A 22,480-nucleotide genomic window follows, 5' to 3' on the forward strand; every position below is an offset into this window, starting at 1 on the left:
GTGTACAGGGGCAGGGTAACCGCACTGATGCTTATGAACTCACCTTTACCGCCATTCCTTATCAAGCCTTAAAACCCTATCGTCCCGCGCCCATACGTTGGCCGCAAGTCAGTGGCACTTTACCTGCTCGTGTCACCAGTCCTAATCATGACACCTATGGTTATATCGACCCGCAAGGGCGCTATCGGGTTAAATTTAATGTCGACCTGAAAGAATGGAAAAGTGGCACGGAAAGCTTATGGGTACGTTTAGCCAAACCGTATGCGGGTAACACCTATGGTTTTCACTTTCCGTTAATTGACGGCACTGAAGTAGCCATTGCCTTTATGCAGGGCAATCCAGATAGGCCGTATATTGCCCATGCGATGCATGACAGTGCTCACCCCGACCTTGTTACCACCATTAACAAACACCGCAATGTGATTCGCACGCCGGCTAATAACAAACTGCGCATGGATGATAAACGTGGGCAAGAGCATATCAAACTGGCTACCGAATACGGAAAAACTCAACTTAATATCGGTCACTTAGTTAACGAAAAAAAACAACCCCGCGGTGAAGGTTTTGAACTACGCACCGATGAATGGGGTGCGATTGCCGCCAATAGAGGCTTATATTTAACCACCCAAACCCAGCCTAAAGCCCAAGGCAAACAGCTTGATATGCAAGCGGCCATTGCCCAAATTGAGAATGCCCTCTCCATTGCTAAAGCGCTACAAAATGCCGCCACCCAGTCCGAAGCGCACAGCGCCGATACCGACAGCCAAGACCAACTTAAAGCCAACTTAACTCAGCTAACCCAAAGTGGCTTACTGGCCTATGCGCAAGAAGGCATCGCCCTAACCAGCCCTGAAAACATCCAACTATCGACAGCTAACAGCCTGACCTTAACCAGTGAAAACCAAACCGATATCAACGCCTTAAAAAATATCACCCTATCATCGGCTGAAGCGATTGGTTTATTTGCCCAAAAATCAGGGATGAAACTATTTGCCAACCAAGGCGATATCGAGGTGCAAGCCCAAAACGCCAACTTCAATATGGCTGCCAAACAAGATATCAAAGTGGATAGTGTCGATGGTAAGGTGACTATCACAGCGAGCGATGAATTAACTCTAATTTGCGGTGGCTCTTATATCAAAATCAGCAGTGAAGGCATCGAACTGGGCACACAGGATAATATCTATCTTAAATGCAATGTGATGCAGAAGATGGGGGTATCGTCGTTAGATTATAAATCGACACTTTTATCAGGTGCTATTCCTCAAACTTTCACCGCACAGGATAAACAAGAAGGAATAACGCTGTATCTTGAAACCGATGATGGTTACCCAATTCCAACGACTAAATATCAAGTCCGTTTTGATAATGGTGAATTTAGACAAGGTCGTTTAGATCGCGAAGGAAAAGTGGTATTAAAACGTGTCCCTCCTAATATGGACTATTATTATCAATTTCCAGATGATGATGACATTTTAGCGAAAGCCAATGCTCAACGATTGCATAAAGCCATTGAAACGATAAATTCAGAACAAATGATTGGGTATTTAACTTATTCCAAAAATATCATTGAAATGACAATTGATGCATATAAGGAAATTTATGGAAAAGACATGGTAAAAGATATTTACCAAGCATTAGGGCCTTACCACAAAGATAAATTGGCTACCGATTATTTATTTGCAAAAGCAGATATCAAAACGACTAAATATAAAATATCTATAAATAAGGAATAACCATGCAAAATTATCGAATTGTGGCTAAACCGAATTTAACTAATGTGATACGTGGAAAGATCATGTCTTTTTCTTTACAAAGAATCAATCCCGATGCGCCTGCGCTTGAACAAATTCGGGCTTCATGGAAATGTTATCACCATATTTCGTTCAGAACCCATGATAAATATCTGGGAAAAGTTATTAATGGACCTCAAAATTCAACTCAATGGAACGAAGTCAAATGGGCTATTGAAGGGCGTCACAAAATTGTTTGCGAAATAATATACGGTAATCGAAAGGAATATATTGAATATATCCAAAATGTGATTAATGCAAAACAAAGCGTTGCGTATTCCACAAATACTGCCGAAGAATCAGAAAACCCATTTATCTTTTATAAAAATTTAACTCAGCAAATTGACTGGATCTTATTGCAAGAAAAGCAACAGCAGCTATCAGCCGAGGATGAACAGGCTTATCAAAATCGAATGGAATCGTTAAAACTCTTTAAGGATAAACTCAAATTTTTGCTTGATAAAGTGCCATCTAATTGTCGCGAAAACTTTGGACAAGTTCACGTTAAACATATTTCAAGCATTTATGGTGAACGTGAAGATATGTCATTAAGAGTGGGCTATTTTTATAATGATAACGAAGTTCATTTAATTGACTGGACTAGCCCAGTCGATCGGTCATTTTGTGGCGTCTATGTTGGCAAAGGCGAAACAAAAGAAGACGCCATTAAGCAAGCACTTGAATGTTGGGATAAAGATAACCGTTACCCAGAAGGAATTATTAAAGGCTATGCAGCAGTAGATAAACTATTTGGCGTCGCAAAAGAAGTCACTTTTGATGATGATAATCGGATTATCTTAGGGAAAGAGATTATTTATGGTGGTATCGAAATTAATTTTGATACAGATGGCAAAAGTGATTCAGATACCTTATCTGATGCCTTAGCATCATTAGGATTTGCGGCAATGGTGGTTGCTGGTGTCATTACATTAGTTGCTCCAGTGCCAGGTTCAAGAGTGGTATCAGGGTTAATATGGTCATCGATTGCGGCGTCAACTACCTCGGCTGTTATCAATATTTCCGATCGGCATAGCGAAGGGTTTAGTAATTGGAAAGATGATTCATTTGACATCTTAACGATAGTTTCTAATGTGTTTGCTGGTGGCACAATTATCGCATCGGCAAAATGGAGTAGTAAAACACTATTATTAACTAATATTAATCAAAAACAAGCCGTTAAAATCACATTAATAGGTCAAATAAGTGCAGATTCATTACAAGGCATTTTGATAACTGAAGAACTAGCCGAAGCAGTTTATTCGGTGATGAACAATAAAACGCTACCAGCCGATATCAAATTATCTAAAATCTCTGCACTAATCAAGCGAGGCATTATTGATGGGGTACTTATCACAGTAAGTATTCACGGAAGCAAAAAAAACCTTACTGCATTAAAGAATGATCCGTCTCCCTCCAAAACCACGATGAGTCTGGAAAAGATAGATCGATATATTTCAGGTGAAGAACATTTCCCCAAAACGGGTATTGAAAATTCGCCCTATGAGATACAAAGTAAAATACCGAGCAAAAAAACAGAGTCATCCCCAGTACCCAATAGAGTGGAAACACAAAATCAGGTATTACCTGCTTTGCCTAATACGGTATCAAATATTGCCGATGAGATACCCAGTTTAATGCCATACACAAAAGATACGCAATATAGCAAAATACTTTCAGCCCAAATTACTGATGATAACGGCGTAAAAAAGATGTTATCTGCTATATACCCACAAAAGTGGGAACTATTAAGTATGGAAAACAAAGCAAAAGCGGTACCGGGTGAATATTTTGATACAGTATTGAATAAAAATTTAACTAAAGGTAAAGAGCGCTCATCATTAAATGAAAAAAAAGGGGCAATTACCGACACAACCGATTTAGATTCAGGCACAAGAAAATCGAACACAAGTGAATCCGAAAGTAAAACTACGGTTTATACCAACCATGCAAATAAAAAGAAAGGTCAGAAAGAGTTAGAAGATGAGTTGGCAGCTTGGAAACAAAATCAAATAAATCCTGAAAAAATAACAAAACGAAAAGCCTTAGCTCAAACTCGTTGCGAAGTCGAAGGAATTGTTTCGCAAGCCAATTTTTATAATTTAGAAGTGCCATATTATAAAGAGTTAAAAAATGGTAGAGTGAAACTTGTTGAAGCGATCGATGCAACTTATTACCGATTTATTGATGCAGACGCATATATGGAATTATTGAAAGACTCTTATCAAAAATCGAAAAGCTTGTACCCTAATGTTACTTCAGGTTTTACTGATATGCACTCGACCACCGAAAGGTTAATTAGAGAATTTATTGCTAATAATCAACAGTTTCGTATAATTGATGGCTTGCCGGGAATGCATGCTGAAGTGCTATCCACCAATAATGTATTTCAACAATTAGAGGCAAAAGGGAAAAATGTTGACGAATATCTAGACAAAATTGAAGTGTATACCATTCGCTTAACCGAATATGAGCAAGGTAAAGCATTCCCAGCCTGCCGACACTGTAGTGGTATTCTATCCAAATCAAAAGGCATTCACATTCCAACCGGAAGGGTTGATGATTAAATAGAGTAAAAAATTAAGGAATCCATATTATGATAGTCAGAATAGAACTCAATCAACTAGAAAAGCGTAGTAATTACTACTTTTATAACGATACGCCATTTAATGGCGAAGCTTATGATCATCGTGACAATCAGCTTTATCAGGTATACGAAATCACCGATGGCGTTATTACAGGTAGCCGAGATTACGGCTTTTTTGAGGCTAACGGTCAGCCAAAAGTCGATTATGAATTGCTACATAGCGGTGATTTTGATTATGAAATAAATGATATTCCTTATACTTATCAAGGGAGACCTTTTACAGGTTTATCTTTTAGTTATCGTCACGGATTTGTTTTAAGTGAATCGCTGTATCGCAGTGGTTGGATTGTTAAAAGTATTAGCTATTACCCCGATGGTACTGGCAGAATAGGCAGTTATGAAGAAAAGCATATCGATATTACCGAAACAATCGGAGATAGAGAGTGGTTATTGGAGTGGGAAAATAATGCATGTAAAAGGATTGAATCACGCTATTTAGATTATGCAGGAACAGATCATTCAGGCAATTTAGAATTGTATTTTAATGAGCAAAAACTGATTCAACAAGTGATTATAAAAGATGATTATGCTTATGTTTCACTATTAGTGCCTCGAGATGATTTAGGTCTTGATTTTAAAACCTTTGACGATTTACTGGCAAAACAAGATATTTTTGCCGATAACCTATCTATCTGGTCAATTGAGGATTCATTATTTAACCAATGGTTAGATCGTGGGCTTTTAAATCAGGTTAAGCAGTTAGAGTTATATAAGACTAAAATTGAACTTTCAACCATTGCAAGATTAGCTGAGTTACCTTCTTTACAAACATTAAAATGTAAAGAAGCCTCCGTATATCAAACGGATCTTGTTCATGCCGAAAAACAAAAGCAGCAATATCGAGCGCAAGCACTCGCCTTATTTGCCCTACAACAAAATAGCAATATCAAAATAACCTTTAATGATGGCAGAATTGATTATTTTCAGGCATTTTTACCGGATAATTTAAAACAACAGCTTACTTACAGATAAAAAAATCATGATAGTCAGAATAGAACTCAATCAACTAGAAAAGCGCAGTAATGACTACTTTTATAACGATACGCCATTTAATGGCGAAGCTTATGATCATCGTGACAATCAGCTTTATCAGGTATACGAAATCACCGATGGCGTTATTACAGGTAGTCGGGATTATGGTGTATTTGAAGCCAATGGTATGATAAAGGTCGATTATGATTTGTTAACCAGCGGTGACTTTGATTATGAAATGAACGACATCCGTCATTCTTATCAAGGAAAACCATTTACAGGTTTATGTTATCAATATAGTTTTGGTTTTGTACAAGTCGAACATTTGTGTATTGATGGTTGGTTTGTTAAAACTATCGGTTATTATCCCGATGGTACAGGACGAATAAAAAGATACGAAGAAAAACATATTGATATTACCGAAACAACTGGCGATAGAACTTGGAATTTGCAATGGGAAAATAATGCATGTAAAAGGATTGAATCACGCTATTTAGATTATGCAGGAACAGATCATTCAGGCAATTTAGAATTGTATTTTAATGAGCAAAAACAGATTAAACAAGTGATTATAAAAGATGATTATGCTTATGTTTCACTATTAGTGCCTCGAGATGATCTTGGTCTTGATTTTAAAACCTTTGATGATTTATTGGCAAAACAAGATATTTTTGCCGATAACCTATCTATCTGGTCAATTGAGGATTCATTATTTAACCAATGGTTAGATCGTGGACTGTTAAATCAGGTTAAGCAATTAGAGTTATACCATGCAAATATTGAGCTTTCAACCATTGCAAGATTAGCTGAATTACCATCTTTACAAACATTAAATTATCAAGAGATTTCAGTATATCAAACGGATCTTGTTCATGCCGAAAAACAAAAACAGCAATATCGAGCACAAGCGCTTGCCTTATTTGCCTTACAACAAAATAGCAATATCAAAATAACCTTTAATGACGGCAGAATTGATTATTTTCAGGCATTTTTACCGGATGATTTAAAACAACAGCTTACTTAACAGATAAAAAAATCATGATAGTCAGAATAGAACTCAATCAACTAGAAAAGCGTAGTAATTACTACTTTTATAACGATACGCCATTTAATGGCGAAGCTTATGATCATCGTGACAATCAGCTTTATCAGGTATACGAAATCACCGATGGCGTTATTACAGGTAGTCGGGATTATGGCTTTTTTGAAGCTAACGGTCAGCCAAAAGTCGATTATGAATTGCTACATAGCGGTGACTTTGATTATGAAATGAATGATATTCCTTATACTTATCAAGGAAAACCTTTTACTGGTTTATTTTATGATTACTCTTCAGGATTCCTATTAGGTGAATCTCTATGCATTAACGGTTGGATTGTAAAAGATATTAGTTATTATCCTGATGGTACAGGACGGATAAGAAAGTACGAAGAAAAGCATATCGATATTACCGAAACAACTGGCGATAGAGAGTGGTATTTAGAATGGGAAAATAATGCATGTAAAAGGATTGAATCACGCTATTTAGATTATGCAGGAACAGATCATTCAGGCAACATAAAATTATATTTCAACGAGCAAAAACAGATCAGTCGTGCAATTATTGAGGATGATTATGCTTATGTTTCACTATTAGTGCCTCGAGATGATTTAGGTCTTGATTTTAAAACCTTTGATGATTTATTGGCAAAACAAGATGTTTTTGCTGATAACCTATCTATCTGGTCAATTGAGGATTCATTATTTAACCAATGGTTAGATCGTGGGCTTTTAAATCAGGTTAAGCAGTTAGAGTTATATCACACTAATGTTCAACCTTTGACTATAACAAAAATGCAGCAATTGCAATCTTTGCAACAATTAAAAATATCAGAATGGAAAATTGATGAAAATGATAAGCCTTTATTCATTAAACAACAAAAACAACGCTTTTTTGAGTTAGCCTCAGCACTCTTCTTATTGAAAGAAAGTTGCTCTATTGACGTCATTTTAGAGGATGACGATGAAAATATTTTCGAGAAATATTTACCGGATAATTTAAAACAACAGCTCACTTAACAGATTAAAAATCATGATAGTCAGAATAGAACTCAATCAACTAGAAAAGCGCAGTAATGACTACTTTTATAACGATACGCCATTTAATGGCGAAGCTTATGATCATCGTGATAATCAGCTTTATCAGGTATACGAAATCACCGATGGCGTTATTATAGGTAGTCGAGATTATGGCGCTTTACAAGCCGATGGTATGATTAAAATTGATTATGATTTATTGAACAGTGGTGAATATTTTGATTATGAGATGAATCAATTGCCATACTATTTTCAAGGACAACCATTCACTGGTATCGCATATGAATACAGATTTGGTTTTGTATTGGCTGAAGCAATATTTATTAACAGTTGGTTAGTTGAATATATCAGTTTTTTTGCTGATGGTACTGGTAGATTAAAACGTTACGAAAAAAATGACATTGATATTACCGAAACAACTGGCGATCGAGAGTGGTATTTAGAATGGGAAAATAATGCATATAAAAGGATTGAATCACGCTATTTAGATTATGCAGGAACAGATCATTCAGGCAATTTAGAATTGTATTTTAATGAGCAAAAACAGATTAAACAAGTGATTATAAAAGATGATTATGTTTATGTTTCACTATTAGTACCTAGAGATGATTTAGGTCTTGATTTTAAAACCTTTGATGATTTATTGGCAAAACAAGATATTTTTGCCGATAACCTATCTATCTGGTCAATTGAGGATACTTTATTTAACCAATTGTTAGATCGTGGGCTTTTAAATCAGGTTAAGCAGTTAGAGTTATATCACACTAATGTTCAACCTTTGACTATAACAAAAATGCAGCAATTGCAATCTTTGCAACAATTAAAAATATCAGAATGGAAAATTGATGAAAATGATAAGCCTTTATTCATTAAACAACAAAAACAACGCTTTTTTGAGTTAGCCTCGGCACTCTTCTTATTGAAAGAAAGTTGCTCTATTGACGTCATTTTAGAGGATGACGATGAAAATATTTTCGAGAAATATTTACCGGATAATTTAAAACAACAGCTCACTTAACAGATAAAAAATCATGATAGTCAGAATAGAACTCAATCAACTAGAAAAGCGTAGTAATGACTACTTATTGACTTTTTTACTTTTTAAATGATGCATTTTTTAGTGAACAGGCTTATTACCATCAGAATAACCCAACTTACTTGCTTTAATGATTGAAGGGTTAATCTGGTATATTACTGATAATGATCTTGAAAAATGGTTAAAATTTAGTGCATTAGTTACTAAAAATAAGAGTCAAAATGCCTTTAAAAATGTGGCCGAGCAAAAAGCCGAATTTAAAAAAACATTAAAAAAACATGTTTGGTATTGATGAATCCATACTATCACAGGCGAACAATCAAAATAGCACACAACAAGCAGAACAAACTGAAATAGAACATGATAAATAATAACAGAATGATGAGATAAATGGGATATAACAAAATAAACAGGGAAATAATGAAATTGTTTTTTGAAAGAGTGTTACAAAATATGAAATAAAAAATTGCCTAAAAAATTTTGCTCTAAAATTAATTAGGCGTCATTAAAATCAAACAGTGTTGGTTGTTTTTCTTTTATCATTCGTTTATGAACTCGGTCAATTACTTTTCTGATACCTCGTTCTGTCATTTTATATTTTTGACTTAGTTCTGCGTAGTTATTGCCTTTAAATGCGTCATAGATTTGCAAGTCACGTTGGTTAAGTTTGAAGATATAATCACGCGGAAAGGTGAAGTTTTGACCTCCAAATAGTTCTGAAATTGTATTTGCAATGCTATCACCTAACTGTGCTGCAATATCTTCAGGTAAACCGTAATCCATCGCATCGTTAGCTACAGATAATGATACATGTGTTAGTAATTCATGACGTTTAATAGACATTGCAGACTTAGTCATAATTTACGCTCCTGTTTTCTTCTTATACCAATCTAGTGCGCCCGGTATATTTTTTTCTAATTTACTAAAGTCAACACCAGCCCTATACATCTGTTCAAAATATTCTTCATTACTACTACGACTTGGTTTGTCTTCTTCTTTATGTTCAACGTATGCAAATAAATGTTTAGTTGATTCATAAACAGATTTTAAGTAGTTATGATTTTTAAACGGTTTGTATTCACCCAATGCACGCTTTGCGTGAATATTATTAACTGTTTCCCGTAGTGCGTGAGCTAGATGCCTGCTTGGTTGATATAATTTTAGAACTTCATTAATTAAGTTTACTGCTCTAGAATTACTTAAATTTGATTTTTGAGTACGAAATAAACCAATATAGGCTATCATCGGTTTAGCACAGCCATAGTTTAAATTACTTACTAATATAAGTAGTTCTCTGCCAGAATCATCTTCGACTAATGCTTCTAAATTAATTTCGTTATGACAAATTGGGCAACGTGTTAATTTCATACTTCTTCCTTTATATGCGTGCTTGCCAACTTTTTAGGCTTTCAATTACAACCATTGCTTGTTTTTTGGTAAGCCAATCCATCACTTCAACACCAGTAATACGTTTTACATAAGAATTGATAGCTTTTTCAGAACGATTTTTGATTTCACCTGCATCAGCTAGTGCTAGCCATAATGATCGTATTTTTTTATGAACTGGTTCTGTAGCAGTTATCTTCCCCGTTTTTTTTGATGATTTAACTTTAAAACCTTTTGATTTAAGGTTATTTAGAATTTTTTCCAGTTCCCAAACAGTCATATCCTTGGTGCTAGTTTTTTTAGTTATATTCAGTAATAGATGACGATAGGTATCGTCATCCAGATTAAGTTGAGATTTTGCAATATGGATCAGTTTGATATATTTAGATTTCATCTATTTAACCCCTATTAGTGATGGAGAATAACCTGAACTTGATACACCATGATTCAATTGAGCGGTTTTACCTTGTAAGTAACCAATAAATTGTGAAGAATCTGAACCATTACACTTTTTAGCATCTCTAACCTTAGCTGGTGATAAATCTTTGGTCTTTCTATATTCAGCTAATAGATTTAGTTCCTCATCAGTCATTGCAAAATCTTCAATTAATTGATAAACACCATTAACCCAGCCAACACAGAAAGCATCAGCTCGGTTGATTTTAGTGATTTTTTTACAATTACCATTTTGGTGCGATAAGAATTCTTTTCGAGCTTTAACTAATTGAACACTTAAAACGTCAAAGGTATAAGCTGCTAATTGTGGTCGTTCCCTAAGTCCATAACATGAAACCTTTCTTTTACTGTTTTCCCAAGTAAAGTAAGCTCGAACACCAAATGCGCTTGTAATGATACTTACTAATATTGAAAAATATCTTGGTGGTTTTTCTGCATTTGAAGGAGCATGTTTTGACACATGTTCCTCAATTTCAGATAATTCCACATCTTTATTACTAATATTATGTTTTACCATCAATTTGATAGCTTGATTCATAGCAATTGCGGCTTCATGTGGATTAGTTGATTTTGCTAATGCTAAAAGTTTTTTGATTTTTTCAATATACTTTTCATTATTATTTGTCATAAAAACACCTTAAAAAACTAACAAAACGCTGTTTTAATGTTTTAGCTGATTTTAATTTTACATATTCAGCATAAAGTTCATCATACAACTTTCCATCAACATAGCCCTGACCAGTCACTTCACGCATAAATGAATGTTCATGACTGATTGAAATATAATGGTCGGGCATATAACGCTTAGGGCTAGAGAATTTAGCCATTTGCTAATTCCTCAAGATCGTCAATGATGCGATCCGCTTCAAACTCAGATAAACCATATTCTTTACAGTGAGCTATAAAATTAGCTGTCTGGCTTAATATAAATTGATGCAAAATATAATAATCTTGTGTTTGCATGATTAGATAACCTCCTGTTCAAATGGCACTATCGCAAAATCCTCTACATCTTTTTTGATAGTGATGCCAGGAACATGTGCTACTGCATTTGGTTCGTTTAAAATAGCTTCTTTATTAACTTCTTCTTTTGTACGAATAAATCGTTCCAGTTTTAGTTTTTTCAGTGTTTCTATAACCGTTTCTAAACCACGAATAACACATGATGGTGGGCGATTGCGCCATTGCACTTCACCAGTAACTAAATTGGCTGATTTAACTTTACCATTGTTGGTTAATTCATCACGGTTTGCTTCGCACCAAATTTGGATACCTTTTTGTATTTCTGCTGACTTCTTTTTTAATACTTCAATATTTGATGAATAACTTTCTATAATATCTGCGATTTTGTCGTTCATTTCGGTTTCTAATCGGATTAATTCACGCTGTATATCGCCTAAATATTTAATTGCTTCTGATGCTTGTTCTTTAGATTGCACAACATAGATTGATGCGGTAGCTTTAATACGTTTTTTAGTTTTTATCATTTCTATAGCTCCTATTCGATTAATGCAAACGACTAATATCGCGTTCTTTCCACACAATTCGACAGCCATTTAATTCAAACTGTCCAAATCGATAGTGACTATCGTGGCGATAATACGTTGCTTGACCTGCATCTATATACTTATTGCACTTTGGGTGATGCTCAATTTCAATAGTTGGCTTTGAAAGTGAATCATGATAAAAACCAATGACGGTAAATTCTTCATTAGATAATATAGTTACAGCCTTATTAACCGCATTGATGCTATTATTGATGAGTTGGTTCTTTTTCATCAGATATCTCCTCGGTCTTTGATACACTCAATAATTATTTCACCTGTAACTTTTGGTGCGCCTATGCGTGCAGCTAGATTTAATGCGTTAGAAACAAGGTTATTTACTGCTAATGGGTAACATAATGAACGCACTTGTTTTTCACCTCGACGTGTTGTTGCAACACGTAACCGATTGATGATTTCAGTAAATGCAGATGAATCAAATAACGTTGTATAGTCCATATCAACACGTGAAAATTTATGCTTGATATATTCTTCAACTTTAAAATCAAGTGGTTTTAAGTTCACAACTTCACAACGCTGAACCACTTCACGAACTTCAGGGTTATACTCTGATAGTTTTGTTTGTAATTCTGTTTGGCCAATTAAAATAATTGATAGCAGTTTTTTAAAGCCTTCTTGTAGCTCATAAAAGCGTTTTAAATGCTTAAGCGTATGAATTGATAAACCATGCGCTTCTTCAATAATCATTAAATGTTTACGACCTGATAATGCGCTATTTTTAAGTAAAGTATGCATTTGCCTTGCTCGTGCTTCAGCACTGCGTTTTGGTTTTGCTTGTGGATCAATTGCATTGATGATTGCACCACTAATATCCATACTTTTTAACGATTTGCCTTTAACCTCGTTATCTTCTAAACCGAGTACATAGGGTTCTATAACGGTAATAGGTTCATGATTAATGTTGATCCAATCAATTAAATCATGGCGCAATGTTGATTTACCACTGCCAGACTCACCAATCACGGCCAACATACCCCCATGCTTTGCCGTTTGACGCATTGCTGCACGTACATAACGAATATCATCGGATAGATAAACATCAGCATCTTCGGTCATTTCATCCGTAAATGGATCCCTAGGAATACGGAAATGTGCCCGTGCATCTCGATTTATAGTTTGTTTTCGTAGTAACATATAGGCTGACTCCTTTGTTAAGTGTTTTTCATTTGAGTCAACTGGCACAGCGTCGTCCGCCAAGATTTCGGCTGTGTCAGTTTCTTCTTCAAAAATATTTAGTAAATAATCATTGCTTAAACCTAATTTTATTAACGCTTTTTCAATTTTGTTTTCTAGCTCTTCACGTTTAATTGAGCGTGGCCAAATATCATGATTAACAATCTGACTAATAACTGCTTGGCTGATTGAATTACCTTTGTATTCAATATGCTTAGCGAGTTGTGCTTGTTTGATATTGAATTGCGTCATTACGCTTTTTAATTTCAGCATTATTTAACACTCCTAAACCCTGTCGTACCGTTACCAACTGCAACAGGTGTTGTAAATGTACGAATTAGTGAATCTAACGAATCTTCAGGAACACCATCTTGATAACGAGCGGATAGCCATTTATTTTCATCAGTTGTTAATCTGCGACCGATTGAACTTGTAATACGCATTAAAGCCGCAGTTAGTGTTAATGTTGTGGTAGCTGGCTTTAAATGTTCCGGTGTTTCAATTTCATTACCTTTTTGTTCAAAATAAGCAGGATGATTAATATCATCTAGATAACTGAGTGTATTGAGCTGACCGCCGAATGGTGCAACTTGTTTTTGCTTCGCTTTTTTGATTTCATCTTCGGTCATATTTGGGTATGCCACTTGATCCATCGCTTTTGCCGCTTGTTCAATTTCAGTATCACCTTTAGATTTATATTCCTCACCAATCACCGGTGCATCTAAACGTTGTCCAAACTTATCAAAATTGCGATCTGGCTCAACACGATAAATCAGTGCTTCACCGTCATAACGGGGGACTTCAATTTGAATAGCACAATCACCGTAAACTAATGAACGCACACTGACTTTATCTTTAACAGCAATACCATCTAAACCTTTTAAACTATAAATAAGCGAACTATCAGCTTGCGGATGTTTGAAACTAATGGTTAAATCAGCTTTCACTTGTCGTTCTTGCTCACGGCTTGCCATTAATGCCTGACAAACTTCTATTGATGGCAATGTGCGTAACTGCTCTGCCGTAATATGTTGCCAAAGTGATTGACGTGATACAGGTTCTGATAACCCAATACGACGCAAACGTGTATCTTGCCCAGGTAAACGATTAGCGTTATATGCTTCCGCCCAGTTCATTGCTGCATGATTTAACTCATCAATACAGTTAACTGGTTGAAACTTTAAACGGCTTTCAAATTGTGTTTCGATAATATTATTGGCGTTTTCAACACCACCTTTAGCCCTTGCATTGCCAGATTCGTGTTCCATATATTTAACTTCTAAATGGTCTAGCAAATTTTTGATTGCTGATGATGTATTCGCCGAACCTTTATCCCAATACAATAACTTTGGCACACCATGAAATAAACGCCCATCTTGCTTACCCCAAGCAAACATTAAAAACTGGAATAATGAGTGTTGGTTTTCGCCAGCTGCTTCAACATACCAAGGTATAATCACACCAGATGCACGGTCATACAAAGTATAACGCCAGACTTTGTATTTAACTTTTGCGTAGTTTCCTAACTTATTTTTATAAAAATCACGGTCACGCATAATATGTTGTTTATCTTTCATGTAATAAATTAGGCATAGAGAGGGATCTACTTCGTGCACATGATTGGGATGTAATGCACGTAATGACTGAACAGGATTTGCTACTTGTTGTGCTTTTACATTCATTTTGCGGTTTCGTAATAACCTTGTAAAATGATTAGTACTTACACCAATTTCATAACCATTTTGTTTTGCAATACTTGTTGCTGTTGTTGTAAACATAGTTTGTTTACCATTATCACGCACCGACTCTTTACATATTGCTCCGACCACATTTAAAGCAATATCAGAAACACTTGTATCACCTTTATCAGCTCTGCATTTCCGATCACTTGACCAACCACAAAACTCTTTTAATTGTCGGTAAATAGTTTGTTTAGAAATACCTAAAAAGGCTTGAGCTTCACTCATAATAGCGCTTCTTGAACCAAAATCTGTGTTATCTAGCTTAATTGCTAATTCATTTAAATAGTTGCGAATATTAGGTGATACCATTTTTAAATTCCCTTGATATGAAATATCATTTATATAAATCTTGGATATTCTCATTTACTAAAGATTCTTGTCGCTGTTGAGCTTCTATAATATCGCTATCAAATTTGCTCCAAAGTTCACGATGTACATAACGAGCTTGATCTAAAGTTAATACGGCTGAACCATTCAATGTTAATAATGCAATTTGCATTGATTCAGGCAATGAATATGGTTTTTCGGGATCGTAATCAGGGTCATTCTCCAGTATTTCGAGCATTAATTTATACATAATGTCTACATACTGCCTTTGTTCTTCAAATAGCTTATCCATACGTGATTGCGTTTCTGCTATTTGTTTTTTAAACGGCTCTAAACGCTCATCAAGTGGCACGGTTTTCATTTCGAATTGAGCTAATTTTATTGCTAATTCTTCCTTTTCTTTAGCTACATCAGCATTACGCTTGCTCAGGGCTTTATAATCAGCTTGCAAATTACTATTTTCTTTTTTGAGCTGCTCTTTTTCTTTAGCATTTTTAGCAATAAATTCTTCTGCCAATTCAACTAATGCCTCTTTATCACCTGCTTTGGCAACTTCAATCAGTGCTGTTTTTTGGTCTTCGGGCAGTTTGCGATATTGGCGTAATTCACGGTAGCCGATGCCCATGCGTGACATAGATTCAAGGGCTTCTTCACCAAAATTAGTTAAATTCGAAATTGCTTCATTTGCATGTTCAGGGGTATAACCCAATAAATTACAAAACTCCTCCCATGTCCCAGAAAACCCAAGACCGTCTTGAGTTTTCTTTCCTGCTAATCCTTTGTAAAGCTTGTTTTCTTTGACATAAGCCATTTTTGAAGTCAAGACGGTCTTGGAAAATTTGCCAAAGGCATCTGCCATTTGCGCTTGACCTAAAAGCTGATTAACCAGATCGCGTTCTTCGTTGTATTCGCTTTGAATGGCGGTCATGGTATTCATCACCTCATTAATCCCTTGCTCATCAATTGCAGGTAGTTCAATTTCGTCTTTAGTTGGATTTGCTGTTCTTGCCATTTTATTTATCCTCTTGAACCAGCAGTAATACGCTGATTGATTTCTGTTATTTGGTCTTGCATTTTAGTGATGTGAATTGCATGCGCCTGTGCTATTTGCAACATTTGCACACTATGAGCAAACAAACCATTATCTAACTTAATTACTAGTCCTTCCTCGATTAGTGTTTGAAGTGAACGCGTTACATTAACAGGTGATTCATTGATCATCTTTGCGATATCGCCATTAGATAACCCCGTTAATGTATAACCTTTAAGCGCTTTTAGTACCTTAAGTATCCGAGTACCAGATGTTGAAATTTGTGATCTATGCATGTTTTTCGCCCTTTTTCTGTATATGAAAAACTGTTACAATCAGCATTAGTAAGCTTGTTTTAAGCCAAGTTTTACTGCTATATCGTGTGTTTTACCACGATGAGCACGGCTTAAACCATTTAAAACGTTATAAACAACAACGGGGTGGTAACCATTTTCAATCGCCCAAGATTTGATAGTTTTGCCTTTTTGTTGAAATTGTTGCTTAACTTGTTCGGGAGTGAGAACTTTAGACATTTTTAGCTCCTTTTGATATAAGTTATTAATAAGTGATTTATAAATTATGTGTTATATTTTGTGATTTTTAAATCACAAAGTCAAGGGGTTTTTGTGACTATTACATCACCAAAAGATAGAATTAAAGAAGAACGAAAAAAATTAAAATTAACTCAATCAGCTATCGCTGAATTATTTGGCATTAAACGTGAAACGTGGAGTAGATACGAAGCTGGTACTATATCACCAGGTATGGAAGTACTAATTGCATTTTCTAAAATTGGTGCTGATATTCAATATATTTTAACTGGAGAAAAACAAGTTGGTCTAATTTTATCTAGAGAAGAAAAAGAATTAATTGAATTATATCGTAATGCACCATTAGCTATTAAAGCAGCTGCTCTAGGCGCTTTAACCGCAGGAACAGCTCAGCAGACATCCGCCAAACAAATTTTTAACGGAAATATAGCTGGTCAAGTTTCTGCAGAGAATATTTATAATAATATTGGAGTGAAAAGGAAAAGGTGAGATTATGGAGCAACATTTTAATCATACAGTTGGACAAGTTGCAGCAAATAATATCTATAATATCTGTATTGAATTAAAAAATTCTAACTTAGATGTTAATGATTTAACGTTAGAAGAACTGTTAGATGCTGTCTGTGGTTTTAAAAATGAAAATAGAAAAATAATTAGAAGAAAATATTTTAATATTCCTTCGGTTTCTATTCTGTTACTTACTTTGTCTTTATTTTTTGTTGCGCTATTAAATGTGAATTCTATTCTAACAAACGGTATATCAAATTCTTTCTTTCTGAGTAATATCTTGTTTGTTATTGTTATCATTTCTATGCTTTCACTTTCAATTTTATCAAGATTGTTATATTCACGAACTAAATATTTAAATGCGATTTTTGTTGAAAACAACAAAGTAATTTATGAGTTAGAGCTTGAAATTCAAAGAAGAAAATTGAGGGGCGAAAATGAAAATAATAAATAAAATATCTTGGTTATTTTGCATTTCAATTGTATTTAGTGTTTTTTGGCTAGTTGGCTGTGATTCTCACCCAGAATATGAGGGAAAAATAAAAAACTATATGATGGGTAAACTGAAAGATCCAGATAGTGCACAATATATATTTAAAGGCTATATGCAAGGAAAAATAGATGGTCATGATGCAACTGTTTATGTTGTATTTATTAATGCTAAAAATGGGTATGGTGCGTTTACTGGTTATAAAGAATATGAATTTGCAATCTACAAAAATCCATCTGAAATAAGTGGATTACTTTTATCCCAAGGTGGTGTTGAAGAAGTTAGTCATTTAACAAACACAGATAGATTTGAAGTTATTGAGAAAATGAAGATTATTGATGGTTAATATTGAATATTTAAATAAATAGGGTTGAGTATGAATAAATTAAATTTACTAATTTTATGTTTAGCTTTAGGTTTAACTGGATGTGCTACTAAAAATTACGGGCGACAAGGTGAGCTAACTCAATATGAAAAAGAAACCATGACTTGCCGTGAAATAGCACTAGAAAAAGCAAAAGTTCAAGGTTTTATAGAACATGTTGACAAAGAAAGTAAATTTGATGGTCGTTCCGTTCTATCCTTTTTAGGTGATTTTGGGGTTGGCAATGTTATCGAAAAAGGTGAAGCGCTGAAAAGTGCTAATAGGCGGTTGGCGCAATTAAAAGAAGTTGAAGAACAGAAAGATTGTGGGGAAGAGTAAGTTTTACAGTAATGGAATAATTAACATTAATAGCTAAATCTAATAAAACCTATAATTATTGTCAATTTCAAATATGAGGAATAGATATGGATAACTTAAAGATACAAAAATTCGCAGAAGTCAATTTTTCAGACCCTTTTTTTGATTCGTTAAAACGCGATTATGCTCATGGTTTTGTTGATTGGTGGAATAAAAAAGTCAAAACTCAAGATTCTGCATTTGTTTTATATAATTATAATCATTCGTCTATCGATGGTTTTATGTATTTAAAGTTAGAAAATAATATTGATGATATAAATCCACCTTTAATAAATGGTTTATATTTAAAAATAGGAACATTTAAATTTAACCCTGCTGGAACATTACGTGGTGAGCGTTTTATAAAAAAAATATTTGATAACGCCGTAGCAAATAATGTTTCAGGGATATACGTTACAGTTTTTGATAAACATGATTATTTAATTGAGCTTTTTAAACGATATGGTTTTTGTATACATGGTACAAAACAAAGTAATAATGGTATAGAAAATGTATTATTAAAAAAAAGAACTTTTTTGGGGATTTGGAAAAAGATTACCCATATATTAATACTAAAACAAATAAATATTTATTGGCTGTATACCCAAAATATCATACTCAACTTTTTCCTGATTCAATTTTAAAAACAGAATCAAGCTCAATAATTGATGATGTTTCACATACAAATAGTATTCATAAAGTTTATATTTCTAATATCCCAATGACTGGTAATTTTAATAAAGGGGATATTGTAGTAATTTATAGAACAAGAGAAGAAGGTAAAAGCGCCCATTATTCTGCCGTTACGACATCAATCTGTGTTGTTGAAGAAGTAAGGACTATTTCTTCTTTTTCTAATAATAAAAAGTTTGTTGACTATTGTAGTAAATACAGTGTATTTACATTAGATGAATTGAATCAATTTTATTCTAAAAATTATTATAAAACTTATTCTCCTTGTTATGTAATAAAGTTTACATATAATATCGCATTATCTCGTCGCCCCAATAGAGCGACACTAATCGATGAGGTTGGTTTAAACGAAAAAGAAAGATGGTCTTGTTTAAAACTAAGCGATAATCAATTTGAAAAAATATTAAAACTAGGTGAAATTAATGAAAGTCTTATTATCAATTAAGCCAGAATTTGTAACAAAAATATTATCTGGTGAAAAACGATTTGAATTTAGAAAAAATATTTTTAAAAATAAATCGGTTAAGACTATAGTGATTTATGCAACAATGCCTGTTGGAAAAGTCGTTGGAGAATTTGATATAGATTACGTAATATCGGATAATCCTGATTTAGTGTGGGAAAAAACAAAAAAATATGCGGGTATAAGTAAGCGGTTTTATGATGCATATTTTGAACAAAAACAGCAAGCCTTTGCTATCGCTGTTGGTAGAGTGACTCAATATGAGGAACCTAAACCTTTGAACTATTTAGGTAATAATATTGTGGCACCTCAATCATACCGTTATTTATAATTGAAAATATCAATTACATTTAGATTGTTAATGAATAATCTGCCCCCGTTCAAATTACATTTCAAGTAAGTAAGATCATAATAACCTCATACATTAATCTAATTAATTATGAGGTTTTTTTATGGAACACCCTATCAAAAAATTATCCCAAATTCGTCTGCTTAAATGGTATTTAGTCGCTATTACTTTATTTGCAATTATTACGTTACTCTCACCTCAACAGTTGCCAGTTGTAGCTTACAAACTGTCTCTTGTTTTACTTTCTGCTGTTGTTGGTTATCACCTTGACCGTGCTCTTTTTCCTTATTCTTCTCCAGGTAGTTATCTTTGTACTGATTGGAAAAAAGATGGTAAAAACTTCTATCAAATTAAATACAAAAAAGACGGTAGATTATATGACAAATCAAATGCCAATTACTTAGCCGAATACCCTGTATTAGAACCTTATCGGATGATTTTTGCGGTTGTTCTAATTCGCCGTGCATTAATTGTTTTTGCTGTAATCCTTGGCGTAACACTTGGATTATAGCCATGCGTTATTTAACTTTAATTATTGTGTTTATGCTGTTTAGTTGTCATTTAGCACCTGCTATAGCAGGTGTACCAAATGATGCTAAGCAACATCAACGGGAACTGACACGTAATGCACGAGCAATATTTGGTCTTGATGCACCTGTTTCATTATTTGCAGCGCAAATTCATCAGGAATCTCGATGGAAAGTAAACGCAAAATCACCAGTAGGTGCACAGGGGCTTGCTCAATTTATGCCTGCAACGGCGGATTGGATTGCAGGGGCTTACCCTAAATCATTGGGTAGCAACGAACCTTATAACCCATCTTGGGCACTGCGTGCCTTAGTTCAATATGATTATTGGTTATATCAACGCGTAAATGAAACTGCTAGTGATTGTGATAGATGGGGATTCACCCTTTCGGCATATAACGGTGGGCTTGGTTGGGTGAATCGAGATCGTCAGCGAGCAAAACGAGAATACCAAGATGCAACACATTACTGGGGGGTAGTTGAAAATATTAATGGCGGTCGTAAAAGCATTAATTTTAAAGAAAACCGTGATTATCCGATTCGCATTATCTACCGTTGGCAACCTGTTTACATTACTGAAAATTGGGGTTTAGGAGTTTGTGATGATTAAAAATATATACAAATTAATCAAAAGCTTTTTTGTGAGCAATAAAAGTTACTTTTTATTAGGAATAATTTTAATTGTTGGTTTTGGTTCACTTTACCGATTAGGTATCAGTCATGGCAAAGCAATAGCCAAGCAAGAATATATTGCTTTAGAAGCCCAAAAAGTAGCAGATACTTTAAGCCAATTGATTGAGAGCACAACGCAACTAACTAAAACCGCTAACGATGCAAGTTATTCATTGTCACAGCAGATAGCAGAAAGGAAATTATATGATGAACAATCAAATCAAGCATTACAAGATGCACTTAACAAAACGGCTAATGATCGCAGTCATTGCGTGTTTGATGATAGTGTCTTGCAGTTCATCGACTCAGCCCGTGCAAATGCCGCTCAAGCAACAACCCATGGTTTTACCAGCACAACTGACGGTACCATGCGAATTACCCGTAAAACGACGAAATAATATGGCGGATGGTTTAGCTGAAGCCTTAAAACAGCTTTATGACCAATATGGGCAGTGCTCAGGTCGATTTATTGAACTAATAAAATATATTAACGAGGTAAACAATGGACAACGCTGATTTAGCATCAACTGTAGAAATGGAAGCACGGGAACGAATACTAGCAAAACATCAAGCAAAGGCAGGAGTATCAAGCCTGTATTGTCGAATCTGTGAAGAGCCTATAGCTGAAGCACGTCGAAAGTTAGTCGTTACTGATTTATGTATTGAATGTGCAGCATTGGAAGAAAAAAGGAATAAATGATGAATTTTAATGAACTTACCTTTAACTGGCAGTTTCTGCAATGGGCTGTAATGGCGGTGGTTGGTGTTTACTCATGGTTAATTGGACGTCAATCGGCTAGCCAAAAAGAGCTACTAGACTTACGTATTCGAGTAACACAAGTTGAAGAGACGGTTAAGTCATTACCAACTCAGCATCAGGTAACCAAATTGATTGAAAAACTAAGTAGCAATGAAGCAACTTTAAATCAGTTAAGCGATCGACTATCAGGGTTATCTCGTCAATTAGATAACATTAACCAATTTTTATTAAAGAACAAGTGAGGGATTATGAGCTACGCTGAATTTTTAAAAGAAGATCAACGGTTGGTTATTTTGCGTATCTTATATGAAATGCCAAGTTATAGCAGTAATTCTAGCATTATCTATAGTGCGTTAGATCACTATGGCCACGCTATTAGTCGTGATCAAGTTAAAACCCATTTAAGTTGGCTTGGACAGCAAGATTTAATCAAAATCGAAACAATCGGTAGTGTTATTGTTGCACGTTTAACCGATTTTGGTGCTGATGTGGCTACCGGTAAAGTTGTTGTGCCTGGTGTAAAACGTCCAAGCGCAGGAGCGTAATT

Annotated in this window: 33 protein-coding genes; 20 read left to right on the forward strand and 13 right to left on the reverse strand. The window is 34.7% G+C overall.

The genetic code is table 11. The annotated features are described in order from the left end of the window. The 7 genes from vgrG to ACYIAM_RS07470 form a co-directional block, all read left to right on the forward strand. A partial coding sequence (gene vgrG, locus ACYIAM_RS07440) for a type VI secretion system tip protein VgrG (protein WP_483747821.1) occupies nucleotides 1-1,736 on the forward strand: 1,736 nt, incomplete at its 5' end. A 2-nt stretch (nucleotides 1,737-1,738) separates the two neighbouring features. After that, a complete protein-coding gene (locus ACYIAM_RS07445; protein ID WP_483747822.1) occupies nucleotides 1,739-4,357 on the forward strand; it encodes a YwqJ-related putative deaminase in 2,619 nt (872 codons plus the stop codon). Nucleotides 4,358-4,386: 29 nt separating this feature from the next. Continuing rightward, nucleotides 4,387-5,409, forward strand: a complete 1,023-nt coding sequence (locus tag ACYIAM_RS07450; protein WP_483747823.1) for a hypothetical protein — start codon at nucleotides 4,387-4,389, stop codon at nucleotides 5,407-5,409. A 7-nt stretch (nucleotides 5,410-5,416) separates the two neighbouring features. Continuing rightward, the gene (locus ACYIAM_RS07455; protein WP_483747824.1) at nucleotides 5,417-6,433 is read left to right on the forward strand and encodes a hypothetical protein; all 1,017 of its coding nucleotides are present in this window, start codon (nucleotides 5,417-5,419) and stop codon (nucleotides 6,431-6,433) included. A gap of 14 nt (nucleotides 6,434-6,447) precedes the next feature. Next, on the forward strand, nucleotides 6,448-7,467 hold the full coding sequence (locus ACYIAM_RS07460; RefSeq protein ID WP_483747825.1) for a hypothetical protein: 1,020 nt from the start codon (nucleotides 6,448-6,450) through the stop codon (nucleotides 7,465-7,467). A gap of 13 nt (nucleotides 7,468-7,480) precedes the next feature. Next, nucleotides 7,481-8,503, forward strand: coding sequence for a hypothetical protein (locus ACYIAM_RS07465; protein ID WP_483747826.1), 1,023 nt, complete (start codon nucleotides 7,481-7,483; stop codon nucleotides 8,501-8,503). A gap of 148 nt (nucleotides 8,504-8,651) precedes the next feature. Beyond that, a complete protein-coding gene (locus tag ACYIAM_RS07470) occupies nucleotides 8,652-8,813 on the forward strand; it encodes a hypothetical protein (RefSeq protein ID WP_483747827.1) in 162 nt (53 codons plus the stop codon). Nucleotides 8,814-9,016: 203 nt separating this feature from the next. Here the strand turns inward: ACYIAM_RS07470 and ACYIAM_RS07475 are convergent, their stop codons facing one another. Genes ACYIAM_RS07475 through ACYIAM_RS07535 form a run of 13 tightly spaced genes read right to left on the reverse strand, consistent with a single transcriptional unit; the run spans nucleotide 9,017 to nucleotide 16,733 of the window. Further along, nucleotides 9,017-9,379 (reverse strand): Mor transcription activator family protein, encoded by a 363-nt coding sequence (locus tag ACYIAM_RS07475; protein ID WP_483747828.1) that lies wholly within the window; start codon nucleotides 9,377-9,379, stop codon nucleotides 9,017-9,019. Nucleotides 9,380-9,382: 3 nt separating this feature from the next. After that, a complete protein-coding gene (locus tag ACYIAM_RS07480) occupies nucleotides 9,383-9,889 on the reverse strand; it encodes a hypothetical protein (RefSeq protein WP_483747829.1) in 507 nt (168 codons plus the stop codon). A 10-nt stretch (nucleotides 9,890-9,899) separates the two neighbouring features. Further along, the gene (locus ACYIAM_RS07485) at nucleotides 9,900-10,301 is read right to left on the reverse strand and encodes a gp16 family protein (RefSeq protein ID WP_483747830.1); all 402 of its coding nucleotides are present in this window, start codon (nucleotides 10,299-10,301) and stop codon (nucleotides 9,900-9,902) included. Continuing rightward, nucleotides 10,302-10,991 (reverse strand): DUF2786 domain-containing protein, encoded by a 690-nt coding sequence (locus ACYIAM_RS07490; protein ID WP_483747831.1) that lies wholly within the window; start codon nucleotides 10,989-10,991, stop codon nucleotides 10,302-10,304. Beyond that, on the reverse strand, nucleotides 10,981-11,190 hold the full coding sequence (locus ACYIAM_RS07495; protein ID WP_091123248.1) for a hypothetical protein: 210 nt from the start codon (nucleotides 11,188-11,190) through the stop codon (nucleotides 10,981-10,983). Before ACYIAM_RS07495 ends, ACYIAM_RS07490 begins: the two co-directional genes overlap by 11 nt. Next, nucleotides 11,183-11,326 (reverse strand): hypothetical protein, encoded by a 144-nt coding sequence (locus ACYIAM_RS07500; protein ID WP_483747832.1) that lies wholly within the window; start codon nucleotides 11,324-11,326, stop codon nucleotides 11,183-11,185. The genes ACYIAM_RS07495 and ACYIAM_RS07500 overlap by 8 nt, the downstream gene beginning before the upstream one ends. Before the next feature lie 2 nt (nucleotides 11,327-11,328). Next, nucleotides 11,329-11,850, reverse strand: a complete 522-nt coding sequence (locus ACYIAM_RS07505; protein ID WP_483747833.1) for a host-nuclease inhibitor Gam family protein — start codon at nucleotides 11,848-11,850, stop codon at nucleotides 11,329-11,331. A gap of 19 nt (nucleotides 11,851-11,869) precedes the next feature. After that, nucleotides 11,870-12,142 (reverse strand): hypothetical protein, encoded by a 273-nt coding sequence (locus ACYIAM_RS07510; RefSeq protein WP_483747834.1) that lies wholly within the window; start codon nucleotides 12,140-12,142, stop codon nucleotides 11,870-11,872. Further along, nucleotides 12,142-13,374, reverse strand: coding sequence for an ExeA family protein (locus tag ACYIAM_RS07515; protein ID WP_483747835.1), 1,233 nt, complete (start codon nucleotides 13,372-13,374; stop codon nucleotides 12,142-12,144). Before ACYIAM_RS07515 ends, ACYIAM_RS07510 begins: the two co-directional genes overlap by 1 nt. Then, a complete protein-coding gene (locus ACYIAM_RS07520) occupies nucleotides 13,374-15,152 on the reverse strand; it encodes an integrase (protein WP_483747836.1) in 1,779 nt (592 codons plus the stop codon). The genes ACYIAM_RS07515 and ACYIAM_RS07520 overlap by 1 nt, the downstream gene beginning before the upstream one ends. Nucleotides 15,153-15,177: 25 nt before the next feature. After that, complete coding sequence (locus ACYIAM_RS07525) at nucleotides 15,178-16,182, reverse strand: hypothetical protein (RefSeq protein ID WP_483747837.1); 1,005 nt, start codon at nucleotides 16,180-16,182, stop codon at nucleotides 15,178-15,180. A 5-nt stretch (nucleotides 16,183-16,187) separates the two neighbouring features. Further along, nucleotides 16,188-16,496 carry a helix-turn-helix domain-containing protein gene (locus ACYIAM_RS07530; RefSeq protein ID WP_160406635.1) on the reverse strand — a complete coding sequence of 103 codons (309 nt, stop codon included), beginning with the start codon at nucleotides 16,494-16,496 and terminating at the stop codon, nucleotides 16,188-16,190. 45 nt (nucleotides 16,497-16,541) lie between these two features. Further along, nucleotides 16,542-16,733 carry a DNA-binding protein gene (locus ACYIAM_RS07535; RefSeq protein WP_065567015.1) on the reverse strand — a complete coding sequence of 64 codons (192 nt, stop codon included), beginning with the start codon at nucleotides 16,731-16,733 and terminating at the stop codon, nucleotides 16,542-16,544. 93 nt (nucleotides 16,734-16,826) lie between these two features. Here ACYIAM_RS07535 and ACYIAM_RS07540 point away from each other — a divergent pair, with 93 nt between their 5' ends. From ACYIAM_RS07540 to ACYIAM_RS07600, 13 genes are all read left to right on the forward strand, one after another. Beyond that, nucleotides 16,827-17,240 carry a helix-turn-helix domain-containing protein gene (locus ACYIAM_RS07540; protein ID WP_483747838.1) on the forward strand — a complete coding sequence of 138 codons (414 nt, stop codon included), beginning with the start codon at nucleotides 16,827-16,829 and terminating at the stop codon, nucleotides 17,238-17,240. 4 nt (nucleotides 17,241-17,244) lie between these two features. Beyond that, entirely contained in the window at nucleotides 17,245-17,712 is a 468-nt protein-coding gene (locus ACYIAM_RS07545) for a hypothetical protein (protein WP_483747839.1), read from the forward strand. Then, on the forward strand, nucleotides 17,696-18,094 hold the full coding sequence (locus ACYIAM_RS07550; RefSeq protein ID WP_483747840.1) for a hypothetical protein: 399 nt from the start codon (nucleotides 17,696-17,698) through the stop codon (nucleotides 18,092-18,094). The genes ACYIAM_RS07545 and ACYIAM_RS07550 overlap by 17 nt, the downstream gene beginning before the upstream one ends. A gap of 30 nt (nucleotides 18,095-18,124) precedes the next feature. Beyond that, entirely contained in the window at nucleotides 18,125-18,451 is a 327-nt protein-coding gene (locus ACYIAM_RS07555; protein ID WP_483747841.1) for a hypothetical protein, read from the forward strand. An 86-nt stretch (nucleotides 18,452-18,537) separates the two neighbouring features. Then, nucleotides 18,538-19,113: a hypothetical protein gene (locus ACYIAM_RS07560; protein WP_483747842.1), complete on the forward strand. Its 576-nt coding sequence runs from the start codon at nucleotides 18,538-18,540 to the stop codon at nucleotides 19,111-19,113. Next, on the forward strand, nucleotides 19,014-19,607 hold the full coding sequence (locus ACYIAM_RS07565) for a hypothetical protein (RefSeq protein ID WP_483747843.1): 594 nt from the start codon (nucleotides 19,014-19,016) through the stop codon (nucleotides 19,605-19,607). The genes ACYIAM_RS07560 and ACYIAM_RS07565 overlap by 100 nt, the downstream gene beginning before the upstream one ends. Next, nucleotides 19,585-19,956, forward strand: coding sequence for an ASCH domain-containing protein (locus tag ACYIAM_RS07570; RefSeq protein WP_065574278.1), 372 nt, complete (start codon nucleotides 19,585-19,587; stop codon nucleotides 19,954-19,956). The genes ACYIAM_RS07565 and ACYIAM_RS07570 overlap by 23 nt, the downstream gene beginning before the upstream one ends. Nucleotides 19,957-20,077: 121 nt before the next feature. Then, the gene (locus tag ACYIAM_RS07575) at nucleotides 20,078-20,485 is read left to right on the forward strand and encodes a putative holin (protein ID WP_483747844.1); all 408 of its coding nucleotides are present in this window, start codon (nucleotides 20,078-20,080) and stop codon (nucleotides 20,483-20,485) included. Between the two features lie 2 nt (nucleotides 20,486-20,487). Next, entirely contained in the window at nucleotides 20,488-21,111 is a 624-nt protein-coding gene (locus ACYIAM_RS07580) for a transglycosylase SLT domain-containing protein (RefSeq protein ID WP_483747845.1), read from the forward strand. After that, nucleotides 21,104-21,571 carry a hypothetical protein gene (locus tag ACYIAM_RS07585; protein WP_483747846.1) on the forward strand — a complete coding sequence of 156 codons (468 nt, stop codon included), beginning with the start codon at nucleotides 21,104-21,106 and terminating at the stop codon, nucleotides 21,569-21,571. The genes ACYIAM_RS07580 and ACYIAM_RS07585 overlap by 8 nt, the downstream gene beginning before the upstream one ends. Before the next feature lie 104 nt (nucleotides 21,572-21,675). Then, nucleotides 21,676-21,873: a TraR/DksA C4-type zinc finger protein gene (locus ACYIAM_RS07590; RefSeq protein WP_075508863.1), complete on the forward strand. Its 198-nt coding sequence runs from the start codon at nucleotides 21,676-21,678 to the stop codon at nucleotides 21,871-21,873. Continuing rightward, nucleotides 21,870-22,175, forward strand: a complete 306-nt coding sequence (locus ACYIAM_RS07595) for a DUF2730 family protein (protein WP_483747847.1) — start codon at nucleotides 21,870-21,872, stop codon at nucleotides 22,173-22,175. Before ACYIAM_RS07590 ends, ACYIAM_RS07595 begins: the two co-directional genes overlap by 4 nt. Before the next feature lie 6 nt (nucleotides 22,176-22,181). Then, complete coding sequence (locus ACYIAM_RS07600) at nucleotides 22,182-22,478, forward strand: VpaChn25_0724 family phage protein (protein ID WP_483747848.1); 297 nt, start codon at nucleotides 22,182-22,184, stop codon at nucleotides 22,476-22,478. The last annotated feature ends 2 nt before the right edge of the window (nucleotides 22,479-22,480 follow it).

Source organism: Gilliamella sp. X-60, assembly GCF_057063585.1.